Here is a 22,790-nt window from a genome sequence, read left to right on the forward strand (position 1 = left end):
CGTCAGCCCCGGTTGCGATTGACGGGCCCTGTGGTCTCGGGAGGCGTGCCAGGGCCCGCCTCCTTCAGGGCTCGTCGGCTACGGCTTGTTGGCTGGAGCCGGATTTGTCGTCGTCGTCGTCGGCGACGCGGGGTTTGCCGGCGCAGTGCTGGCAGAAGGCGGAGGAGGCGCGGGATTCTCAGCCTTCTTCTCGTCTTTGCAAGCCGTGAGCGCGAGCAAGCCGACGAGCGGCAGCAGATAGCGAATACGCATGGGCGTTCCTCTTGTTTGGCCAGTGTAGGCGGTGAGGAACGTCATCCGACCGCTATTCGATCCGCCGCGCCGCGTGTCGTTCACTGCTTCTCTGCAGCCAGGACCGCCGCCACGATCGCGTTGGCGTGTCCATGACCCATCCCGTGTTCGGTCTTCAACATCGCGACCAGGTCCATGTGCTTGGCCGGAAGCTTGTCGCGCACGCGTTGCAGCCACTCGCCGATGGGGCGCCCGTAGGTCTTCTCGATGGATGGGAAGTACGACGCCGGTCCCTTGGCGGCTTCAGCAGACACGGCGAGCATCCTCCGGACGGTGGCGTCGGACGGCGGTTCGATCCTGCGGCCGTTCACAGCGCGAGGCACTTTACCGGTTGATGCAGGTCGCGCGTCAAGACCCGCTCGGAGGCAGACCGTCGCCGGAAAATTCGTCTGCCAATCAGATCCGGTGCGGCCGACACGGCCGCGTCCCAGGCCGCCGACTTCGCCACCGGTGGTCCGGTCCGGATTGTTGCCGCGGGGCGACAGGCTCCGCCAAAGGCATCCAGGCCCCGCGCCGACGCTTGTCAGGGCGGATCGCGATGGCCAGGGTCAGCTGCGGGGGTCTTCCCGCGTCCCGAGAGCCGCATGCGCCGCCTGAACCTGATCGCCGCCCTGCTGCTTGCCGCCGCGGCCTCGGCCTGCGCGCCGAACCCGATCATCGCCCGTGATCCGGTGCCCGCCCCGGGGCCGGCGGACGTGTACGCGTGCGACTCGAAGCCGTTGCCGCTCAACACCTTCATGACGGATTGCCGTCCCGTGCCGGCGAGCCCGCAGGTGGTCCTGCGCGCCCGCGGCTGATCCGGTCCGGCGTTTCGGTAACCGGTCGGCTCGGACAGGCCGGACAATCCGCCCGCGATCAGCTAGAGTGTAGGCCAGTTGCCGGCCCGGCCGGCCCCCGTGACGGAGCATCGCGTGAGCACCAAGACCCTGATCCTCGCCGGACTGCTCGCCCTCGGGGCGGGGCAGGGCGCCTCCGCGTCGGACGCGACCTACCCGACCGCGCCCTACCAGCCGCGGGCCTTCGTGTTCACCGCCCCGAACGGTCCGACGGTCCTCCGGACGGAGGGCTGCTGCCAGGTGATCGTGCCGCCGGGACGCCCTGACCTCGCCGTCCCGCCGGTGCCGGTGGCGGAGGTGATGAACGGCGGCGGCTTCGGCTATACCGGTTTCGACTATTTCAGCGACCAGATCACCGAAGGCCGCTTCGGCGCGCGCAAGCGTCCGAAGGAGTACGTGATCGCGCCCGCCTACATCATCCCGCCGCGGTACTGAGCCGCCACGAGGCGCCGGCGGGACGCGAAATACGCCCGGGCGTCTCAGGTCGGCGCGCGGATGTCCCTTCGAACGGGCACCCACCCGTGGTGACGGCGACGCGGGGCCGGCGGCGTTTACAGGCCGCGCCCCGGGGGCTATCACCCCGGCCCGACACGAACCATCTCTCTCCTGCACCTCATTCCCGAAAAACCAGATGCGCGCCGAGATCGAGCAAGCCTCGGATGCCGCCAAGCAGTCTATAGGGCTGCTGAGGAGGCATCTTTGACTGGGACACAGTCGATAAACGCCTCGCGGAGCTGAACGCAGCCTCCGAGGATCCCGACCTCTGGAACGATGCCGAGGCCGCCCAGAAGGTCATGCGCGAGCGCCAGCAGCTCGACGAGGCCGTCACGGCGATCAAGAAGCTCGAGCGCGACCTCGAGGATGGCGCGACGCTGATCGAACTCGGCGAGATGGAGGGCGACGAATCCTCGATCCGCGAGGGCGAGGCCGCGATCCTGGCCGTCGAGAAGGAGGCCGCGAGCCGGCAGGTCGAGACCCTGCTGTCCGGCGAGGCCGACGGGTTCGACACCTATCTCGAGGTCCACGCCGGCGCCGGCGGCACCGAGAGCCAGGACTGGGCCAACATGCTCCAGCGCATGTACGCCCGCTGGGCCGAGCGCCGGAAGTACAAGGTCGAGGTCGCCGAGATGACCGACGGCGAGGAGGCCGGGATCAAGGGCGCCACGCTCCTGATCAAGGGCCACAACGCCTATGGCTGGCTCAAGACCGAGTCCGGCGTGCACCGCCTGGTGCGGATCTCGCCCTACGATTCCAGCGCCCGGCGGCACACCAGCTTTGCCAGCGTCTGGGTCTACCCGGTGATCGGCGACCGGATCGAGATCGAGATCAAGGAATCCGATTGCCGGATCGACACCTACCGGTCGTCCGGCGCCGGCGGCCAGCACGTCAACACCACCGACTCGGCGGTGCGCATCACCCACAATCCCACCGGGATCGTGGTGGCGTGCCAGCAGGAGCGCTCGCAGCACAAGAACCGGGCGACCGCCTGGAACATGCTGCGTGCCCGCCTGTACGAGCTGGAGCTGAAGAAGCGCGAGGAGAAGGCCAACGCCGAGGCCGCCGCCAAGACGGATATCGGCTGGGGCCACCAGATCCGGTCCTACGTGCTGCAGCCGTACCAGCTGGTGAAGGACCTGCGCACCGGCACCCAGTCCACCGATCCGGACGAGGTACTCGACGGCGATCTCGACCCGTTCATGGAGGCCTCGCTCGCGCAGCGGGTCTATGGCGGCGGCGAGGCGGTCGAGGATATCGACTGAGCCGGCGGCGGGGCTGCCTGCCGTCATCACGAGCGCAGCGAAGTGACCCAGGGTAGCGCGCCGTCGATCGGCGTAGCGCTATCTGGATTGCTTCGCTCCGCTCGCAAAGACGGTGGTGCTGATGAAAGCCCACCGTTGCTGGTACCAGAGTATGAGGGCGGGCAACGCCCAGCCCTCACACGCCTCTCAATACCCCAGCGCCGCACCATCCTTGCGCGGGTCCGAGCCGGCCGCCAGCGTGCCGGCCTTGCGGTCGATCCAGATGACCTGCCCGCCGCCGAGCGGCAGGGGCGCCCGGATCGCCGGGTGGCCGCGCTCGATCAGCCCCGCCATCACGGCGTCGGGGATACCGCCCTCGACCTCCAGGGTCCCGCCATAGGCGAAGCTGCGTGGGGCATCGAGGGCCTCCTGCACGTCGAACCCCCGGTCGAGGAGGCCGGAGAGCAGCTCGACATGGCCCATGGCCTGGTAATGCCCGCCCATCACGCCGAACGGCGCGACCGCCTGCCCGTCCTTCATCAGCATGCCGGGGATGATCGTGTGCATCGGCCGCTTGCCCGGGCCGACGCTGTTCGGATGGCCGCCCTCCGTGCGGAACGACAGACCGCGGTTGTGCAGCAGCACGCCGCTCTCGGGCGCCAGGATGCCGGAGCCGAAGCCCTGAAAGATCGAGTTGATCAGCGATAGCGCGTTGCCGTCGCGGTCGACCACGCAGAGATAGACCGTGTCCTTGTGGGCGCGGCCCTCGGCGACTTCCCGGGCGATCTCGGGATAGATCTCAGGCTCGCGGGCGCGGCCCATGTCGATCGCCCCGTGGGCGGCGGCTTTCCAGGCGTCGGAGAGCAGGTGTTCCACCGGCACATTGGCGAGGGCGGCGTCCCCGAACAGGACGTCGCGGTGGTGGTAGCCCTGCTTGCACACCTCGGCGAAGAGATGGAGCCGGTCGAGCTCCGAGAGAGCTCCGACATCGTAATGCGAGAGCACGTTCAGCATCATCAGCGCCGCCAGACCCTGGCCGGCGGGCGGGCACTCGTACACATCGTAGCCGCGGTAGCGGGTCGAGACCGGCGTGACGATGTCGGGCCGGGCGGCGGCGAAGTCGTCCAGGGTGTGCAGGCCGCCGAGGGCATTCAGCCGGCTGACCATGTCTTTGGCGACCGGTCCCGTGTAGAAGGCACGCGCACCCGCCTCCGCGATCTTTCGGAGCGTCGCCGCGAGTTTCGGCAGGCGGACGACGCTGCCGATCACCGGCGGTTTCCCGCCGGGCAGGTAGGTCTCGGCGGCATGTGGGTCCGCGGCGACGCGCTCGGCGCCGCGCAGCCAGTCCCAGCCCACGCGCTGCTGGACGACGAACCCGTCCTCCGCGTAGCGGATCGCCGGCTGGAGCAGCTCGCCGAGGGAGCGGGTGCCGTGCTCGCGCACCAGTAGCTCCCAGGCCGCGACCGCGCCCGGCACCGTGACGGCGTGCGGGGAGGTCGGCGTGATCGCGACGCCGTGCTCGGCGTACCAGTCGGGCGTGGCGGCGGCCGGCGCCCGGCCCGAGCCGTCGAGGGCGATCGGCTTGGTGGCGCCAGCGGGAGCGTAGAGGGCGAAGCAGTCGCCGCCGATCCCGGTCATCAGCGGATCGACCACGCATTGGACGGCGACCGCCGCGACGCCGGCATCGACGGCGTTGCCGCCTGCGCGCAGCACCTCGATGGCGGCCAGCGTCGAGAGCGGGTGCGAGGTCGCGACGGCGGCGTTGGCGGCGTAGACCGGGGAGCGGCCGGGGGCGGAGAAGTCTCTCACGGGATGTCCTGTCGTTTCCTAGTCGTCCAGCGTTTCCCCTCCCCCTTGCGGGGAGGGGTTAGGGTTGGGGGTGGTTCATAAGGAACCGCTGAGCCGCATCTTGAACCACCCCCACCTCCGCCTCCTCCCCGCAAGGGGGAGGAGAGGGGTGCGTCCTACTCAACAGGGCCGCCGCCCGGCAGCGCCACCCAATGCCCCGGCGCCACCTCGGTGAGCGGCCCGTCGGGCGGCTGATCGTGGCCGGCGAGGTCGCGGGCGGCGAGGCGGGCGCGCTCCTCGGCCGGGTGCGGCACCGGCACCGCGGCGAGCAGACGGCGGGTGTAAGGGTGGCGCGGATCCTCGTAGAGGGCGTCGGCCTCGGCGAGTTCGACGATCCGACCGCGCCAGAGAACCGCGACCCGGTGGCAGAGGTAGCGCACCATCCGCAGGTCGTGGGAGATGAACAGGTAGGACAGGCCCATCTCGTCCTGAAGATCCTGGAGCAGGTTCACCACCTGCGCCTGGATCGAGACGTCGAGCGCCGCGATCGGCTCGTCGGCGACGATGAAACTGGGTTTCAGGGCGATCGCCCGGGCGATGCAGATGCGCTGGCGCTGGCCGCCCGAGAACTGGTGCGGGTAGCGGCCCATGAAGCGCGGATCGAGCCCGACCCGCTGGAACAAAGCCGCCACGGCCTCCCGCCGCTCCGGGCCGCGCATGGCGCGCCGGTGCAGCTTGAACGCCTCCGCGACGTAGTCTCCAGCGCTCATCCGCGGGTTGAGGGCGGCGTAGGGATCCTGAAACACGGTCTGGATCCGCGCCCGCATCTTCCGCATCGCCCCCGCGGAGAGCTTGGCGAGGTCGGTGCCCTCGAACGCGATGGTGCCCGAGGTCGGCGGGTTGAGCATGGTCACGGCCCGGCCGATGGTCGACTTGCCGGAGCCGGATTCGCCGACGAGGCCCAGGGTCTCGCCGGGGCGGATGTCGAAGCTCACGCCCTCGACCGCGCGGAACACCGCGCCCTTGCCGCCCCACCAGGACCGGAGGGGATAGTGCTTGGACAGGTCGCGCACCGAGACGATGGGTTGCTCCAGCCCGCTCATCGCGAGGCCCCCTGGCTCAGGAGCTTCGGCAGGTCGTACCAGGCGGCGACAAGGTGGCCGGGGGCGGCGCCGGGGGCCTGCGCCAGCGGCGGCATCTCGGTTCGGCAACGCTGCGTCGCGAAGGCGTTGCGCGGCGCGAACGGGTCGCCCGGCGGGAGATGGCGCATGTCCGGCGGCGCGCCCTCGATCTGGTGAAGGCGGCGGCGCCCGGCGCGGCCGCCGGAGAGATCCGGCAGGGAGCGCAGGAGTCCCAGCGTGTAGGCGTTGCGCGGATCCGAAAAGATGTCGTCGACCGGGCCGCGCTCCAGGATCCGGCCGGCATACATCACCTGCACGGTGTCGCTGATCCCCGCCACCACGCCGAGATCGTGGGTGATCCAGATGATCGCCATGCCGAGCTCGCGCTTCAGCTCCTGCACCAGGGCGACGATCTCGGCCTGGACGGTGACGTCGAGGGCGGTGGTCGCCTCGTCGGCGATCAGCAGCTTCGGCCGGCAGCTCAGGCCGATGGCGATCATCACCCGCTGGCGCTGGCCGCCGGAGAATTCGTGCGGGTACTGGTCGAGGCGCGCGGCCGCGTTCGGGATACGCACGAGGTCGAGCAGCTCCTTCGCCCGGGCGCGGGCCGCGCGGGCATCGAGGCCCAGATGGATGCGCAGGGGCTCGATGATCTGCGCCGCTACGGTCATGCCGGGGTTGAGCGAGCTCATCGGATCCTGGAACACGAAGCCGATCGCGCCGCCGCGGATTTTTCGCAGTTCGCGCTCCTTCAGGGCGAGGAGATCGCGACCTTCGAACAGCACCTGCCCGCCTGTGATGCGGCCGGGCGGGCGCGGGATCAGGCCCAGCATGGCCAGCACGTGCACGCTCTTGCCGGAGCCGGACTCGCCGACGATCCCAAGCGTCTCACCCTCGTGCAGGGTGTAAGAGACGCCGTTGACCGCGTGAACCGCGCCGCCGTCGGTGTCGAACGCGACCGCCAAGTCGCGGACGTCGAGGAGGGGCTTGGTCATGTGCGCTGCCTCGGATCGAGGGCGTCCCGCAGGCCGTCGCCGAACAGGTTGAAGGCGAGCACCGCCAGGAAGATCGACAGGCCGGGCCAGATCGCCATCCAGGGGGCTTGGTCCATGAAGTTCTTGGCGGTGTTGAGCATCGCCCCCCAGGAGGGCTCGGGCGGCTGCTGGCCGAGGCCGAGGAACGACAGGCTCGCCTCCGCGATGATGGCGGCCGCGATGGTCAGCGTCGCCTGGACGAGGATCGCCGGCACGATGTTGGGCAGGATGTGGACGCGGGCGATCCGCCAGGGCGGGTTGCCCATGGCGCGGGCCGCCTCCACGAACTCCTCCGCCGCCACGGCGCGCACCTGCGCCCGGGTCAGCCGGATGAAGGTCGAGGTCGCCGAGAGGCCGATGGCGATCATCGCGTTGACGAGGCTCGGGCCGAGGAAGGCGGCGAGCGCGATCGCCAGGATCAGGAACGGGATCGCGAGCAGCGCGTCGGTGAGACGGGAGATCGCGCCGTCGATCCAGCCGCCCGCGTAGCCGGCGAGCAGCCCCAGCGGCAGGCCGAGGGAGACGGCCAGCGCCACCGAGACGAGGCCGGCGCCGAGCGAGGCGCGGGCGCCGAAGATGATCCGCGCGAGCACGTCGCGCCCGACCTCGTCGCCGCCGAACGGGTGGGCGAGGCTCGGCGCGCCGCGGACGTTGGCCCAGTCGGTGGCGGTGGGGTCGTAGGGGGCGATCCAGGGTGCGAACGCTGCCATCAGCACCAGCAGGCCGACGATGACGAGGCCCGCGACCGCGCTCCGGCGCGCGCGCAGGCGCCGCCAGAAGGCCGCGAGGGTGCCGGGTTCCTGGATGAGCCCGTTGGTGGGTGTGCCGGACGGGGCGGTCTCCAGGCCGACGGCCTCGGCGCGGGCGATCTCGCTGCCGGTGCTCATGCCCGCCTCAGCTTCGGGTTGACGGCGGCCGAGAGCAGGTCGGCGGCGAGGTTGAGGGCGATGTAGGTGGCGGCGGTGCAGATCACGACGCCCTGCACGGTGGCGAAATCCCGGTTGAACACGGCATCGACCATCAGCTTGCCGAAGCCCGGCACGGAGAAGACCTGCTCGGTCAGCACCGCTCCCGACAGGAGCTGGCCGAATTCCAGCGCCCCGAGGGTGATGATCGGGATCGCGGCGTTCGGCAGCGCGTGCCGCAGGGTGACCCGCAGCGGCGACACGCCCTTGGCGCGGGCCGTCCGGACGTAATCCGAGCCGAGCACGCCCAGCATCGCCGCGCGGGTGTGGCGCATCATCACCGCCGCGATGGCATTGCCGAGCACGAAAGCCGGCATCACCATGGCGGCGAGGTTCTCCGACAGGCTCTCGAACGGCGAGACGTAGCCCGAGGCCGGCAGCCAGCCCAGCTCCACCGAGAACAGCAGGATCAGCAGGATCCCGAGCCAGAAGTTCGGCACCGACAGGCCCCAGAGGGCCACGCCGTTGGCGATCGTGTCGGCGGCCTGACCGCGCTTGACCGCCGAGAGCACGCCCATCGGCACGCCGATGGCGAGCGCCACCAGCATGGCGAGGCAGGCGAGTTCGAGCGTCACCGGCAGCTTCTCGATGATCAGCTCGGAGACCGGCTTCTGCAGCCGGATCGACTCGCCGAGATCGCCGCGCAGCACGCCGCCGGCCCAGTAGGCGTAGCGCACCGGCAGGGGCTCATCGAGGTGGTACTTCTCGCGGATGAACGCGATCACCTGCGGATCGCGCTCCTCGCCGGTCAGCGCCGTGGCGACATCGCCCGGCAGCAATTGCTGCAGGGCGAAGATGATCATCGAGGCGAGGATCAGGGTCGGGACCGCCAGGGCGAGGCGCCGTGCCAGGAACCGCAGCATCAGTTGAGCTTCAGGCCGGTGAAGCGCACGAGCCCGTCCGGATAGGGCACGAAACCCGTGAGCTTCTGGCTGTAGGCCCAGAGCAGCTTGCGGTGCAGGATGTAGATCCCGGGCCGGTCCGTCAGCACGTGATCGGCCAGAGCCTTCCAGGCGGCCTTGCGCTTGGCCGGGTCGACGGTGCCGCGCTCGGCCTGGAGCGCCGCGTCGGCCTCCGGGCTGCAGTATTTCGGGTAGTTCAGCGCCGCCTTGCAAAACAGGAAGCTGAACGTGTTGCCGTCCGGATCCGAGCGGCCGCTCCAGGAATAGAGCTGCGCCTCGTAATTGCCCTTGTCGGCGGCATCGAGCGCGGTGGTGAAGTCCACCGCCTGGATCTTCACGTCGAAGCCGGCCTCCTTGGTCATCGCCTGGATCACTTGGCCGACCTGCGGCGACTCGCTGTTGGCGTAGACGGTCAGCGTGATCTGCGGGTTCGGCTTCCCGGCCTCGGCCAGCAGGGCCTTGGCCTTGGCGACGTCCCGCTTGGGGATCGGGTACTCGCTGACGTAGTCCGGGTTCTTCGGGTTGACCCACTGATTCCCGGCCAGGAACTCGCCGTTGTAGACCACCTGATTGATGGCGTTGCGGTCGATGGCCGCCTCGAAGGCGGCGCGCACCTTCGGGTCCGAGACCGGCGAGCCGGCCTTGTGGGGGTTGAACAGGATCTCCTGGAAGCCGAGCTCGGTGGTCGAGTCGAGCTTCAGCTTGGCGTCGCGCTTCACCTGCGCCACGTCGGTGGGGGCGAGCCGCTCCAGCAGGTCGAGCTGCCCCGCCCGCAGGTTGGTGAGCCGCACCGTTGCATCGGGGATCGGCCGGAACTCAATCCGCTGGATGCTGATCGCGTCCTTGTTCCAGTAGTCGGCGAAACGCTCAACTACGATCCGGTCCTGAGGCACCCGCTCGGCGAACTTGTACGGACCGGCGCAGACCGGCGCGGAGGCGAACTTGTCGCCGAGCCGTTCGGCGGCCTTGGGCGAGACCATCATGCCGGCCCGGTCGGTGAACTGCGCGAGCAGCGGGGCGAACGGCTGCTTCAGGTTGATGCGGAAAGTCAGGTCGTCGACGACATCCACCGAGTCGATCGGCGCGATTTCCGAGCGGCGCTGCGAGCCGGGCATCTTCATGTGGCGCTCGATCGAGAACTTGGCCGCGGCGGCATCGAGCTTCTCGCCGTCCTGGAACAGCACGCCCGGGCGCAGGTGCATGGTCAGCGCCTTCTCGTCGGGCGACAGCTCCCAGGAGGTCGCGAGCTGCGGCACCGGCTTCAGGTCGGGCCCGATATCCACGAGCTTGTCGCAGAGGGCGGCGAACACCATCCGGCTCGCGAAGGTGCGGGCGAGCGTCGGGTCGAGGGCGTCCGGATCCTCCATCATGCCGTATCGGAGGGTCTGCGCCGCGGCGGGCCCGGCGACGAGGGTTCCGGCGAGGAGGCAGGCGGCGAGACGCAACATGGGACCGGTCCGGATGCAGGCGCGAGGAGTGGGACGGGACCGGCGCGACCGATCCATGCGACGACGGGCAGTGTCGTACGCCGCCGTGGTATGCACAATCCCAAGGCAGCATCCATGCCAATCGGTCAATATGCATTTTGTATGCAATCGGATCGGCTGCGCCGCAGCTGCGGATGGCCGCCGATGGCCTGCTTTCGCTGGGGTTCCGAATGAGCCCTCTGGCAACCGCGATCTAAAGAACAGCGTGCACGAGACAGAAGATCAGTGCAATTTTACAGACCTCATGAATGTCTCGTCAGGCTGATCCATCGCACAACGCAGCTATGTTTCGGGTACGGCGTTGAAGGGCATGAATGGCCAACGACACCACGTCATCTTGCCTGCCCTGTGCTGGAATCAGCGCCGCCGGGATTTCTACGCCATCACAACGGACGTCTCGACCGAGGGCATCCGCTTCCGGTCCTCATCCCGGCTGAGCCCCGGCGAGGATCTCACCTGCAGCATTCGTCACATCGGCCTTCTCGAGGCGCGGATCGACCGGGCGGTCGGTGAGGAATTCACCGTCTCGGTCCGGGGCGGCCGCTCGGCGTTGACGGATCTGGCCCGCCAGTTCGTCGCGCTGTCGCGGGCTCAGGATCTGCGGCCCGAGGTGGTGCGCGTCCATCACCGCATCGTGCCGAAGCAGAAGATCGTCCAAGTCACACTGGATGGCGGCCTTGGCGTCTCGGGTCACGTGCTCAACATCTCGGCCTCCGGCGTCGCGCTGCTGGTCGAGCAATCGCTCGAGATCGGCGCAACAATCCAGGTCGGGCGGAAGCTTGCCCGGGTGATGCGTCACTTCACGCATGGAGTCGGCGCCGCCTTTCTGGAGCCGTTCGAGCCGAGCGCGGTCCACGAGGCGATGACTCTGTAGCGGCGCGGGCGACCCTCGCACCGGCGTGGAAACGGCGCTACATCTGCCCGGGACCAGCGAAGGATCTCCCATGAAGCGCCTGCTCAAAGCTCGACTCGCCGTTCCTCTGGCTACGCTCCCGACCGCGCTCGCGCTGCTGCCGCAGGCGGCGCTCGCGCATCCGGGCCACGGCGTCGCCACCGGTGCGGAAGCCGGGTTCCTGCACCCGCTGATGGGCGCCGACCACATCCTGGCGATGGTCGCGGTCGGATTGCTGGCGGCGCTGCGGGGCGGGCGGGCGCTCTGGGCCCTGCCGCTGGCGTTCCTGGCGCTGATGAGCGCGGGGGCCGGGCTCGGCATGGCCGGGATCGCGCTGCCCTATGCCGAGACCGGGATCGCGCTCTCGATCGTCGTCTTCGGCCTTGCGGCCATCGTCGGCCTGCGGGCGCCGGTTGCCCTGCTCGCCGCCCTGGTCGGGGTGTTCGCGGTGTTCCACGGCTACGCCCACGGTGCCGAGACGCCGGAGACCGCCTCCGGCCTGTCCTTCGGGCTGGGCTTCCTGGCGGCCACGGCCCTTCTCCACGCGGCCGGCATCGGCCTTGGGATCGGCGCGGCACGCCTCGGCGCCGGCCGCACCGCGCCGGTCCTCGGCGCCGGCGTCGCCGCTTTCGGGCTCGCCATGCTGGCGCTTCCCGCCTGAGCGCGGTCGCCGACACCCCTGCGGAGCGCGCGCCGCGTCTGAGCATCCGCGTCGATTTCGGGCCCGGGCACCGTCTTGGGCCCGGCAAGGTCCGCCTCTTGGAGTTGATCGCGGAGCACGGCTCGATCTCGGCCGCGGGCCGGGCGCTGGGCATGTCGTACCGGCGGGCGTGGCTCCTCGTGGAAGCGATGAACACGGGTTTCGGCCGCCCGGTCGTCGAGGCGCAGACCGGCGGTCGGACCGGCGGCGGCGCTCGGCTCTCGGCGTTCGGCGGCGCGGTGGTGGCGCAGTACCGGGCCATCGAGGCGGCCGCGGAGGCGTCGGCCGCGCCGTTTCTGGCAAGGCTTCGGCAACCCGGCTGAGCGTCCGTCCCCCAAACCGGTCGCGATGTCACAGGGCCGCTGGGGCTGACGCCGACGCTTCCTGCCCCAGGTCCCGCCCGCCGCGGCAATCCTGCCGGCGAAGGGACCCCATGATGTCGAAACTCTTTATGCTCGCCCTGGCGGGCCTGCTGACCGCCGCGACCGGAGCGCAGGCCGCCGCGAAGGTCGAGCGCCTGCGCGGAACGATCGAGGCGGCTGACGGCAACGGATTCACGCTGAACACGGCCGACGGCAAGTCCGAGCGGATCGCGCTTGCCTCGGACGCCAAATTCTCGTGGGTCGTGCCGGCCCAACTCGATCAGATCAAGGACGGCGTGTTCATCGGCACCGCCACGAAGGGCGAGCCTCCGGTGGCGCTGGAGGTCGTTCTCTTTCCCGAGGCGATGCGCGGTACCGGGGAGGGGCACTACGATTGGGACATGATCCCCGACCGGACCGCCGGTGGCTCCCAGGTCAAGAGCGCCATGACCAACGGCACCGTGACGGCTGCGTCGGCCTCCACCGCACCGGACGCCCCTCGTGTGAAGAGCAGCATGACAAACGGCACCGTCAAGGCCAGCGGCGGCGGCGCGGAGCGGACCCTCACGGTGGATTACGGGCAGGGCCAGTCCATCCAGATCCTGGTTCCGCCCCAGGCGCCGGTGGTGACCTTCGAGCCGGCCGACAAGGCCGCCCTGACTGCCGGCGCCAAAGCCTTCGTTGTGGTGGGGCGCGACACTGACGGCACGATCACGGCCCGCCGCGTGGCCGTCGGCAAGGACGGCCTGACGCCGCCGATGTGACCCGTCGCGGCTGATGAGCGTGCGGGCGCCGCCCGCGAATCGCGCCCGGCCTGCCGGAAACGGGAGGCCGGGCATTTCGTGACCGAAAACGCGCCAGAGACGCACGTCGAATTGGCATCCGGCTGCGGCGATTGGGGAATTGCCGGCTAACTCGCCCCAAAATTGTTGCCAGGCGGCAACATCGCGTCGGAACAGCCAAGCCAGATCAGAATCCTCGTTGCCGGCCGAAACCCGTTCGCACATGGTGAGGGTGCACGGGGGCATCGCCAAGCGAGAGCCCGCAGGAGCCTGCCGCTCAAGACGCAGGCCAAACCTACAGAACGTGCGGCTAGACCCGGAAAACCGGGCACGTCCGCATCATCGGGTCTCGAAGCTTTGGAGATATCTATGAAGCTCTTGAAGAGCTCGCTGCTCGGGTCCGCAGCCGCGTTCGCGGCCGTGGGTGCCGCGCACGCCGCCGATCTTCCGGTGAAGAAGGCGGTTCCGATCGAGTACGTCCGCGTCTGCACCGCCTACGGCGCCGGCTTCTTCTACATTCCTGGCACCGACACCTGCCTGCGCATCTCGGGCCGCGCCCGGTTCGAAGGTGGCTACCAGACCAGCTACTCCCGCCAGTACGGCAACAACATCGGCGACACCTCGGGCTACCAGGGCCGGATGCGCATCAACCTCGATGCCCGCACCCAGACCGCCTACGGCACCCTGCGCGCCTTCGTCCGCCTCGATGCCGGCGCCCGCACCGGCTATTCCGGCGTCGGCCAGTCCGGCACCCAGCAGCGCATCGGCCGGCCTATGCCGGCATCGGCACCGACCAGTTCGGCCGCGACTCGCAGTACATGAACGTCGACAAGGCGTTCATCCAGTTCGCCGGCCTGACCGCCGGTCGCGCCTCCTCGTTCTTCGACTTCTACGCCCACGACTTCGAGATCGCCGGCGCCACCGCGGGCTCGGACATCTTCTCGACCAACCTGCTCGCCTACACGGCCACGATCGGCAACGGCCTGTCGGCCACGATCTCGATCGAAGATCCGGTCTTCCGCCGCACCCCGATCTTCTCGCCGTTCGGCGTCTCGCCGACCGTCTCCACCGGCAGCGCCTCGAACTTTGGCGTGACCGTCCAGCCGACGCCGATTTTCGTCGGTCCCGGCCGGTTCGGGCTGGTGGACAGCATCGAGAAGTCGCGCCTGCCCGACTTCGTCGGCGTCGTGCGCCTCGACCAGGCCTGGGGTTCGGCCCAGCTCTCGGCCGCCACCCACGAGCTGAACGCCGGCAACCTATCGAGCGCCGCCAATGCCGGCGGTCTCGGCACCGGTCCCATCCTGGTGCCGGCCCACACCAAGAACACCCAGGGCTGGGCGATCCAGGGCGGCGTGAAGATCAACACCCCGTTCATCGCCCCGGGCGACGCCCTCTACCTGCAGGGCGCCTACGGCGACGGTGCGCAGCTCTACACCGGCTACTCCAACTACACCGGCTCCTACATCCAGAGCACGACCACCATCCAGGGCCAGAAGTTCGCTCAGTACTTCTCGGACGCGACGATCAACCCGTTCACCGGTCAGCTGCAGACCTCGCAGAGCTTCACCGCCGTCGCGTCGTACCTGCACTACTGGTCGCCGGAGTGGCGCTCGGCCTTCTTCGGCTCCTACGGCGAGCAGAGCTTCTCGCAGAGCGCGCGTGCAGCTCAGGGCGCGATCTACGGCCTCGTGAGCGGTCTCACCGGCGCCCCCGGCTTCGGCACGAACGCCGTCGGCGTTCCGGGCACCCGGTTCTACCAGCTCAGCCAGGCGCTGCGCGACACCTACCAGTTCGTGGCGGGTGCCAGCATCATCTGGTCGCCGGTCAAGGACCTCGATATCGGCGTGGAGGGCTTCTACACGCAGATCGGCCTGAAGAACGGCCGCGCGATCGACCTCGACAAGAACCCGGGCGCCTACAACCTGGTCACCCAGATCAACAACGGCAGCTACGTCCCGCGCACCGCCTCGCAGGACTCGGTCTCGCAGGTCCGCTTCCGCGTCCAGCGCGACTTCTGATCGACAACGCCGGGGTCACGGCCCCGGCGGTTCCCGTGCTGCACGGACCTCAAGGCTCGGCTTCGGCCGGGCCTTTTTCTGTGCGCGCGGCCCTTCGCAGGATGGCCCCACGCGATGCTGGGAGACCGAGCCTGCGCATCGGGCGGATCCGGTGGGCCGTGACCGTGTCCCGGATGCCGGCCTCCGGCCGCCCGTTTCCCTTCTGCCGCCGAGCTGCCGCGCCTTGAGGCTGCGGTGCACCCGGATCGCGTAAAGCCGCATCCGTCGCGACCGCGTCGGCGCCGAGCAGTCCTCGCCGTGCGGCCGCAAGAGCGAACCGGCCAATCACCCCTGTTGCGGCGTCCAAGCCGAACGCGATCCGCCCGGGCGTTTGGTGGGAGCCGCGCGATGCGCCCCGACCATCTTAATCGGAATCCATCTCGCTGGAGCGCCGACCGGTCCGCGATCGGGTCGGGGCGTCGTGCTGATCGATTCGCCGATTCGGCTGGCCTCGCGCCGAGTCGTCGTCCCGGCGTGGCACCGGGTGCCATAACGGCGCCGCCCATCCCCGAAATCCGAGGCGCCGCAGCCCGTCTCAGTGCCCATTCGTGCGCGATGGCGAAACGCCGCCATGGCTATCTAGATCTTCTGTGATCAATCTCGATCACGCATAGATAAGTTAGATATAGTAGGCGACATCTCTGTAGTAAAATTAATCCGTCTTAGAAGTAATTCTGGTCATTCGACTCGATCTGTGGCTGTGAGGCAACAAAAATCAACAAGAAGAAACGACATAGACGATTCAGAGTTGATCATGTCGTGTTTGATCAAACATTGTGCCGCTGCAAACGGCATCTCGGACGCGAGAGGCCTGATGATCACATCAGATACGATGTTGATCAGGTTATAAAGTGCCATTCAAAGCACATCTGTGTTCAATGAATGGTGTCATCGGGTCTCGAAGCTTTGAAGATATCTATGACGCTCTTGAAGAGCTCGCTGCTCGGGTCCGCAGCCGCGTTCGCGGCCGTGGGTGCCGCGCACGCCGCCGATCTTCCGGTGAAGAAGGCGGTTCCGATCGAGTACGTCCGCGTCTGCACCGCCTACGGCGCCGGCTTCTTCTACATTCCTGGCACCGACACCTGCCTGCGCGTCTCGGGACGCGCCCGGTTCGAGGGCGGCTACAGAACCGTCTATACGCGTCAGGCCGGCACGAACGCGGGCGACGACGCGGGTTACCAGGCTCGTCTGCGCATCAACCTCGATGCCCGCACCCAGACCGCCTACGGCACCCTGCGCGCCTTCGTCCGCCTCGATGCCGGTTCGCGCACCGGCTACGACCGCTCCGGCACTCAGGCGCGGATCGGGCAGGCCTACGATGCCACGGGCGTCGATCAGGCCGGCCACGCGCAGCAATACGTGAACGTCGACAAGGCGTTCATCCAGTTCGCCGGCCTGACCGCCGGTCGCGCCTCCTCGTTCTTCGACTTCTACGCCCACGACTTCGAGATCGCCGGCGCCACGATGGGCTCGGATGTGTCATCGACCAACCTGCTCGCCTACACGGCCACGATCGGCGACGGCCTCTCGGCGACGCTCTCGATCGAAGACCCGGTCTTCCGCCGCAGCCCGGTCTTCTCGCCGGCGGCCGGTACCGCGCCAGTCAGCCCCGTCTTCGTGGGCTACACCAACGGTGCTCCGTCCAGCTACAGCGTCATCGGCGACATCCAGCGCGAGCGCCTGCCGGACTTCGTCGCCGCCCTGCGTGTCGACCAAGCCTGGGGTTCCGCGCAGATCTCAGCCGCGGCCCATGAGCTGAACACCGGAAACCTGACCACGGCGGCACCGCTGCCGGCTGCGAGCCGCGTGACCGCCGGCATCGCTCATACCAAGAGTGTCGAAGGCTGGGCGGTCCAAGGCGGCCTGAAGATCAACACGCCATTCATCGCCCCGGGCGATGCCCTGTATCTCCAGAGCGCCTACGCGGATGGCGCCCAGATGTACACCGGTTACTGTGCCTTCACGGGCTGCTATACTCAGGTCAACACCCTGATCCAGCTTCAGAAGATCGGGCAGACCTTCGCGGATGCGACCATAAACCCGTTCACCGGCCAGCTGCAGACATCGACCAGCTTCTCGGCGGTTGCATCGTATCTGCACTACTGGTCGCCCGAATGGCGCTCTGCCATCTTCGGTGCCTACGGAGAGCAGGATTTCACCCGCAGCGCGCGCACGGCCCAGGGCCTGATCTTCAATGCCGTGAATCCGAACGGCGCCAACAGCTTCGGGTCCAACGGCGTCGGCGTGCCGGGCACGCGGTTCTACCAGCTGAGTCAGGCCTTACGCGACACCTACCAGTTCGTGGCGGGCGGCAGCCTGATCTGGTCGCCGGTGCGCGACCTCGATATCGGTGTCGAGGCTCTGTACATGCAGGTCGGCGTGAAGAGCGGCCGCGCGATCGACCTCGACAAGAGCCCGACCGCCTACGCGAACGTCGCCGGCATCAACAACGGCACCTTCGTGCCGCGCACCGCGACGCAGGACTCGGTCTCGCAGGTCCGTCTCCGCGTGCAGCGCGACTTCTGATCCGCAACGCCGGCGCCGGAGCCTCAGCCCTGGTGCCGGCCCCCGTGCAGGATGACTTCGAAGCCCGGCTCCGTGCCGGGCTCTTTTTGGCGTTCCACGGGGTGGCACTGACCGGCTCTGATCCAGCGGCAGAGGCATGCGCTCCGGCCCTCGGCCACTGGTTTCGTGCCCGCGCGATCAATGGCCAGCGTCTGACGCCCCGCGCGAATCGCAGGCCGTCCACGTAGGCCGGAGCCCGGCGGAGGACCGCCCGAATAGCCGAATGATCGGCCGGCCGGTCGCAAGTTCCGGCTGCTGTGACCAGGAGGCGCTGCTTCCGAAACAACAATAATAAAAACACGAATGCGCATTCGTCCGGCGCATTCCAGGTCAGATCAACACGTTGCGAATGCACCTATCATTACAGCATCGATGATCGCAACCGACGTAGTGCTAATCAATTATGTTGCGCGCCTGCAACAAGATCGGATCAATGTTTATAAACTCTGGGTTCCCCGTTGATGCCCTCACAAGAGCATTGCAGCGTACCAGTGAAGATGATTTCAGCGCGATGAAAGCAGAAAACATCTCCTGCAAGCAGGATGAGACGCGGAAAGATCTTCTCGGATCGGAACAAGGTCTCGCGAAGCTGCTGTCATACTCGAAAGACTGGGGGTCACAATGCGTTTGTTCAAGCGTTTTCTGTTCGGGTCCGCCGCTACCTTGGCGGTCATGGGTGCCGCACACGCCGCCGATCTTCCGGTGAAGAAGGCGGTTCCGATCGAGTACGTCCGTGTCTGCACCGCCTACGGCGCCGGCTTCTTCTACATTCCCGGCACCGACACCTGCCTGCGTATCTCGGGACGCGCCCGGTACGAGGCCGGCTACCAGACCAGCTACAGCCGGCAGGCGGGCAGTGGCGGCGACACGTCGGGCTACAGGGGGCAGCTCCGCATCAACCTCGATGCCCGCACGCAGACCGCCTACGGCACCCTGCGCGCCTTCGCCCGCCTCGAGGCCGCGTCGCGCACCGGGACCATCCATTCGGGCACGCAGCTGCGCATCGCCCAAGCCTACGGCGCCGTCGGCGTGGACGAGCGGGGACGGTCGCAGCAATATGTAAACGTCGACAAGGCGTTCATCCAGTTCGCCGGCCTCACCGCCGGTCGTGCGTCGTCGTTCTTCGATTTCTACGCCCACGATTTCGAGTTCTACGGTGCCACCGCCGGCTCGGATAATTCGTCGACCAACCTGCTCGCCTACACGGCGACCTTCGGCAACGGCCTCTCGGCGACCCTGTCGATCGAGGATCCGGTCTTCACCCGCTCGCCGGTCTTCGCGCCGACTGGCAGCACCCCCGCGGTTAGCCCCGTTTACGTCGGCTACGCCGACGGCATCCCGTCCCGCTTCGGCAACGTCGACAGCGTCCAGCGCTCGCGGCTTCCCGACTTCGTCGCCGCCCTGCGCGTCGATCAGGCCTGGGGCTCCGCCCAGCTCTCGGCCGCGACGCACGAGATCAACGTCGGTAACCTGAGCACCGCGGCGGCGGCGGGCGCGGGCGGCGTGCTGACCGGGATCCCGCACACCAACTCGGTCCAGGGCTGGGCCGTGCAGGGTGGCGTGAAGATCAATGCGCCCGCCATCAGCGCCGGCGACGCCCTCTACCTGCAGGGCGCGTATGCCAAGGGCGGGCAGATGTATATCGGATACTGCATGGTGGCCGGTTGCTACGCGCAGGCCAACAGCGGCTGGGACGGTCAGAAGTTCAACCAGCCCTTCGCCGACGCGACGATCAATCCGTTCACCGGACAACTCCAGACGTCTGCGGGTTTCTCGACGGTCGCCTCGTACCTGCATTACTGGTCGCCGGAATGGCGTTCGGCGCTGTTCGGGTCCTACGGCGAGCTGGACTTCGCCCGGAGCGCCCGTCTCGCCCAGGGCGCGCTCTTCGGCCTGTTGAATCCGAACGGCGCCAACGCGTTCGGATCCAGCGCCGTCGGCGTACCCGGCACCCGCTTCTACCAGTTGAGCGAAGCGCTGCGCGACACCTATCAGTTCGTGGTCGGCGGCAGCCTGATCTGGTCGCCGGTGAGCGATCTCGATATCGGCGTCGAGGCGTTCTACACGCAGGTCGGCGTGAAGAGTGGCCGGGTCATCGACTCCGACAAGAGCCCGACGGCATACGCCAACGTCGCGGGGATCAACAGCGGCGCCTTCGTGCCACGCACCGCGACGCAGGATTCGCTGACGCAGATCCGCTTCCGCGTCCAGCGCGACTTCTGAACCCTGCGCCCGCGCCGGGATTTTGTCTCAGCGCCGGCACATCACGTCGGGGTCCGGCCTCAAGCCGGACCACTCGCAGCAGGTTGCACGTACAAAGAAGCTGCGAACGTTGTGTCCGCAACTTTTAATCCCTGTTCACGGAACAGGTCGCGCGCTTTGTTCCCGGCCGCGCGTTGCCGCCCCCCGCCAGCGCTGATACGCCGAATGTCACTTTATTTCCGCCGCCCGAACGGGCCTTGACGGGCCGAGGCGGATTTCGGCCGCCGCGAGACCGGGGTCGAGACTGCCGGCGCGCGGGCAGACATCCGGGGGACGTCCATGACCAGCACCGCGTCGCCGAGGCCGATCCCAGCCCCGGTCGAGAGCCCGTCGTCCGAGGGGCGCGCGGCCCGGTTCTGGCCGGAGGGCTGGTGGCGCCTCATCGACCTCAAGATCGGCATCATACCGCTGCCGATCTTCGCCGTTCTGGCGATCCTCATCGCCGTTCTGGTTCAGGAGGGCGAGATCAAGCCCGACGGGCCGACGATGATCGCCGTGCTGGTGATGGGCGGCTTTACCTGTGCGGAGATCGGCAAGCGGATCCCGATCCTGAAGAACATCGGCGCCGGCGCGATCTTCGCGACCTTCATCCCCTCGGCGCTGGTCTACTACGCGCTGGTGCCGCCGCAGATGGTGAAGGCGATCACCGATTTCACCAAGTTCACCAACTTCCTCTACATCTACATCGCCACGATCATCGTCGGCTCGATCCTCGGCATGGACCGTGAGGTCCTGATCAAGGGTTTCCTCAAGATTTTCGCGCCGCTCGCGCTCGGATCGGTGGCGGCGGCCCTCGTCGGCACGCTGGTCGGCACGCTGCTCGGTCTCGGCCCCTACAAGACGTTCTTTTTCATCGTCGTGCCGATCATGGCGGGCGGCGTCGGCGAGGGGGCGATCCCGCTCTCCATCGGCTACGCGGCGATTCTGGGGATGCAGCAGGGCGTGGTCTTCGCCCAGGTGCTGCCGCCGGTGATGCTGGGCTCCCTCACGGCCATCATCCTGTCGGGCACGCTCAACTCGGTCGGCAAGCGCTACCCGCACCTTACCGGCGAGGGGCGGCTCCAGCCCGACTCGGACGGGATCAAGTCGAGCGACGCGCAGGCCAGGGCCGAGGCAGCCAGGGGACAGATCGATCCCGCCACGATCGGCGCGGCCGGGCTCACGGCGATCACCCTCTACCTGCTCGGCGTGATGGCCCACCACCTCGTCGGCCTGCCGGCGCCGGTGGCGATGCTGTTCCTGGCCGTGTTCGCCAAGCTCGCCAGCGCGGTGTCGCCCCATCTCCAGGCCGGCGGCTTCGTCGTCTACAAGTTCGTGCAGGTCTCGATGACCTACCCGCTGCTCTTCGCCATCGGCGTGGCGCTCACACCCTGGCACGAGCTGATGGCCGCCTTCACCCTGGTGAACCTGATCACCATCGTGTCGACCGTGGTGACGCTGATGACCGTCGGCTTCTTCGTCGGGCGCTGGCTCGGCATGTACCCGATCGAGACCGCGATCGTGAACGCCTGCCACAGCGGCCAGGGCGGCACCGGCGACGTGGCGATCCTCACGGCGGCGAACCGCATGGCGCTGATGCCGTTCGCGCAGATCGCCACCCGGATCGGCGGCGCGCTGACCGTGACCGGCACGATCATCGCCATGAAGTGGATCGGTGCCTGAGCGGCACCCAGAGAGGATTGCGTCATGGCCGGAGATCCGGGGGCCGTCGAGGCCACGCTCAAGTCCAGGATCGGGGCGATCCTCCGCTCGACCAGCGGCAACTTCCTGGAGATGTTCGACTTCTTCCTGTTCGGGTTCTACGCCACGTATATCGCGCGGGCGTTCTTCCCGTCGGGCAACGAGACCACCGAGCTGCTCCTGACCTTCGGCACCTTCTGGCTCGGGGCGCTGATGCGGCCGCTCGGGGCGATCGTGCTGGGCGCCTATATCGACCGGATCGGCCGCCGGAAGGGCCTGATCATCACGCTCGCGATCATGGCGAGCGGCACCGTGCTCATCGCCTTCTGCCCGAGCTACGACACCATCGGCATCGCCGCGCCGCTGATCGTGCTCGCCGGGCGCCTGCTGCAAGGCTTCTCGGCCGGCGTCGAGATTGGCGGCGTGTCGATCTACCTGTTCGAGATCGCCACACCGGGCCGGCGCGGCTTCTACACCTCGTTCCAGTCGGCGAGCCAGCAGGTGGCAATCATGTTCGCCGCCCTGATCGGCTACGGGCTGAACGCGTTCCTGACCAAACAGCAGCTCGGCGATTTCGGCTGGCGCATCCCGTTCTTCATCGGATGCCTGATCGTGCCGTTCATCTTCTTCATCCGGCGCTCGCTCCAAGAGACGCAGGAATTCGCCAAGCGGACCCGCCATCCGAGCACCCGCGAGATCCTGACCACGGTGGCGGCCAATTGGCGGATCGTGCTGCTCGGCATGATGCTGACCACGATGACCACGGTGACGTTCTACATGATCACCGTCTACACCCCGACCTTCGGCAAGAACGTCCTCAAGCTCACCGAGACCGACAGCCTGATCGTGACGCTGTTCGTGGCGATCACCAACTTCGTCTGGCTGCCGGTGGGCGGGGCCCTGTCGGACGCGATCGGACGCAAGCCGGTGCTGCTGACGATCTCGACCCTGTCGCTGCTGACGACCTACCCGGCCCTGCACTGGCTCGTGGCCGACCCGACCTTCGGCAAGATGCTCGCCGTCGAGCTGTGGTTCTCGTTCTTCTTCGGCGTCTACAACGGTGCCATGGTGGTCTCGCTCTCCGAGGTGGTGCCGGCCCATGTCCGAGCGAGCGGCTTCTCGCTGGCTTACAGCCTTGCCACCGCGCTGTTCGGCACGGCCACACCGATGGTCTCGACCTACCTGATCCAGACGACCGGCGACCGGGCGGCGCCGAGCTACTGGCTCATGGCGGCGGCCGCCTGCGGCATCGTCGCGACGCTCGCGCTGTTCCGGAGCGGTCCGCGGGTCGAACGAGCCCCCGCCCACGCCTGAGGGCTGAGGCCGC

The 22,790-nt window shown here is 68.2% G+C and carries 19 protein-coding genes and 1 pseudogene; 12 read left to right on the top strand and 8 right to left on the bottom strand.

Annotation, left to right across the window (positions count from 1 at the left end; genetic code table 11):
- Positions 1-78: 78 nt before the first annotated feature.
- The gene (locus M6G65_RS29960; protein WP_238194858.1) at positions 79-252 is read right to left on the bottom strand and encodes a hypothetical protein; all 174 of its coding nucleotides are present in this window, start codon (positions 250-252) and stop codon (positions 79-81) included.
- 80 nt (positions 253-332) lie between these two features.
- Positions 333-545, bottom strand: coding sequence for a DUF4287 domain-containing protein (locus tag M6G65_RS29965; protein ID WP_238194859.1), 213 nt, complete (start codon positions 543-545; stop codon positions 333-335).
- Between the two features lie 330 nt (positions 546-875).
- On the opposite strand from M6G65_RS29965, the gene M6G65_RS29970 reads away from it, so the two are divergent.
- The 3 genes from M6G65_RS29970 to prfB all read left to right on the top strand — a co-directional run bounded on the left by M6G65_RS29970 (position 876) and on the right by prfB (position 2,887).
- Positions 876-1,088, top strand: coding sequence for a hypothetical protein (locus M6G65_RS29970; protein WP_210032360.1), 213 nt, complete (start codon positions 876-878; stop codon positions 1,086-1,088).
- Positions 1,089-1,202: 114 nt separating this feature from the next.
- The gene (locus tag M6G65_RS29975; RefSeq protein WP_238194860.1) at positions 1,203-1,562 is read left to right on the top strand and encodes a hypothetical protein; all 360 of its coding nucleotides are present in this window, start codon (positions 1,203-1,205) and stop codon (positions 1,560-1,562) included.
- 196 nt (positions 1,563-1,758) lie between these two features.
- Positions 1,759-2,887, top strand: a protein-coding gene (gene prfB, locus M6G65_RS29980) for a peptide chain release factor 2 (RefSeq protein ID WP_250103240.1) whose coding sequence is annotated in 2 segments (ribosomal slippage) — positions 1,759-1,827 and positions 1,829-2,887 — 1,128 coding nt in all. Because the reading frame shifts where the segments join, the coding sequence is not laid out codon by codon here.
- 186 nt (positions 2,888-3,073) lie between these two features.
- Here prfB and ggt read toward each other — a convergent pair.
- From ggt to M6G65_RS30010, 6 genes are all read right to left on the bottom strand, one after another.
- Positions 3,074-4,675: a gamma-glutamyltransferase gene (gene ggt, locus M6G65_RS29985; RefSeq protein WP_238194861.1), complete on the bottom strand. Its 1,602-nt coding sequence runs from the start codon at positions 4,673-4,675 to the stop codon at positions 3,074-3,076.
- Positions 4,676-4,830: 155 nt separating this feature from the next.
- Complete coding sequence (locus M6G65_RS29990; protein WP_238194862.1) at positions 4,831-5,757, bottom strand: ABC transporter ATP-binding protein; 927 nt, start codon at positions 5,755-5,757, stop codon at positions 4,831-4,833.
- Positions 5,754-6,770, bottom strand: a complete 1,017-nt coding sequence (locus M6G65_RS29995) for an ABC transporter ATP-binding protein (RefSeq protein WP_238194863.1) — start codon at positions 6,768-6,770, stop codon at positions 5,754-5,756. Before M6G65_RS29995 ends, M6G65_RS29990 begins: the two co-directional genes overlap by 4 nt.
- Positions 6,767-7,696 carry an ABC transporter permease gene (locus M6G65_RS30000; RefSeq protein ID WP_238194864.1) on the bottom strand — a complete coding sequence of 310 codons (930 nt, stop codon included), beginning with the start codon at positions 7,694-7,696 and terminating at the stop codon, positions 6,767-6,769. The genes M6G65_RS29995 and M6G65_RS30000 overlap by 4 nt, the downstream gene beginning before the upstream one ends.
- Positions 7,693-8,637, bottom strand: a complete 945-nt coding sequence (locus M6G65_RS30005) for an ABC transporter permease (protein ID WP_238194865.1) — start codon at positions 8,635-8,637, stop codon at positions 7,693-7,695. Before M6G65_RS30005 ends, M6G65_RS30000 begins: the two co-directional genes overlap by 4 nt.
- On the bottom strand, positions 8,637-10,124 hold the full coding sequence (locus tag M6G65_RS30010; RefSeq protein WP_250103241.1) for an ABC transporter substrate-binding protein: 1,488 nt from the start codon (positions 10,122-10,124) through the stop codon (positions 8,637-8,639). The genes M6G65_RS30005 and M6G65_RS30010 overlap by 1 nt, the downstream gene beginning before the upstream one ends.
- A 349-nt stretch (positions 10,125-10,473) precedes the next feature.
- Between M6G65_RS30010 and M6G65_RS30015 the strand changes: the two genes are divergently transcribed.
- From M6G65_RS30015 to tcuC, 9 genes and pseudogenes are all read left to right on the top strand, one after another.
- On the top strand, positions 10,474-11,037 hold the full coding sequence (locus M6G65_RS30015; protein WP_238194867.1) for a PilZ domain-containing protein: 564 nt from the start codon (positions 10,474-10,476) through the stop codon (positions 11,035-11,037).
- Positions 11,038-11,107: 70 nt separating this feature from the next.
- Positions 11,108-11,716, top strand: a complete 609-nt coding sequence (locus M6G65_RS30020) for a HupE/UreJ family protein (protein ID WP_238194868.1) — start codon at positions 11,108-11,110, stop codon at positions 11,714-11,716.
- A complete protein-coding gene (locus M6G65_RS30025) occupies positions 11,713-12,078 on the top strand; it encodes a winged helix-turn-helix domain-containing protein (RefSeq protein ID WP_238194957.1) in 366 nt (121 codons plus the stop codon). Before M6G65_RS30020 ends, M6G65_RS30025 begins: the two co-directional genes overlap by 4 nt.
- Before the next feature lie 113 nt (positions 12,079-12,191).
- Positions 12,192-12,881, top strand: coding sequence for a metal ABC transporter permease (locus M6G65_RS30030; RefSeq protein ID WP_238194869.1), 690 nt, complete (start codon positions 12,192-12,194; stop codon positions 12,879-12,881).
- Positions 12,882-13,268: 387 nt separating this feature from the next.
- Positions 13,269-14,917, top strand: a pseudogene (locus M6G65_RS30035) (porin).
- 957 nt (positions 14,918-15,874) lie between these two features.
- Entirely contained in the window at positions 15,875-17,482 is a 1,608-nt protein-coding gene (locus tag M6G65_RS30040; RefSeq protein ID WP_250103242.1) for a porin, read from the top strand.
- A 660-nt stretch (positions 17,483-18,142) separates the two neighbouring features.
- Positions 18,143-19,744: a porin gene (locus M6G65_RS30045; protein ID WP_238194872.1), complete on the top strand. Its 1,602-nt coding sequence runs from the start codon at positions 18,143-18,145 to the stop codon at positions 19,742-19,744.
- A gap of 318 nt (positions 19,745-20,062) precedes the next feature.
- Complete coding sequence (locus M6G65_RS30050) at positions 20,063-21,445, top strand: 2-hydroxycarboxylate transporter family protein (protein ID WP_238194873.1); 1,383 nt, start codon at positions 20,063-20,065, stop codon at positions 21,443-21,445.
- Positions 21,446-21,469: 24 nt separating this feature from the next.
- Entirely contained in the window at positions 21,470-22,777 is a 1,308-nt protein-coding gene (tcuC, locus tag M6G65_RS30055; RefSeq protein WP_238194874.1) for an MFS transporter, read from the top strand.
- The last annotated feature ends 13 nt before the right edge of the window (positions 22,778-22,790 follow it).

The sequence above is a fragment of the Methylobacterium tardum genome (genome assembly GCF_023546765.1).
Lineage (GTDB): Bacteria > Pseudomonadota > Alphaproteobacteria > Rhizobiales > Beijerinckiaceae > Methylobacterium > Methylobacterium tardum.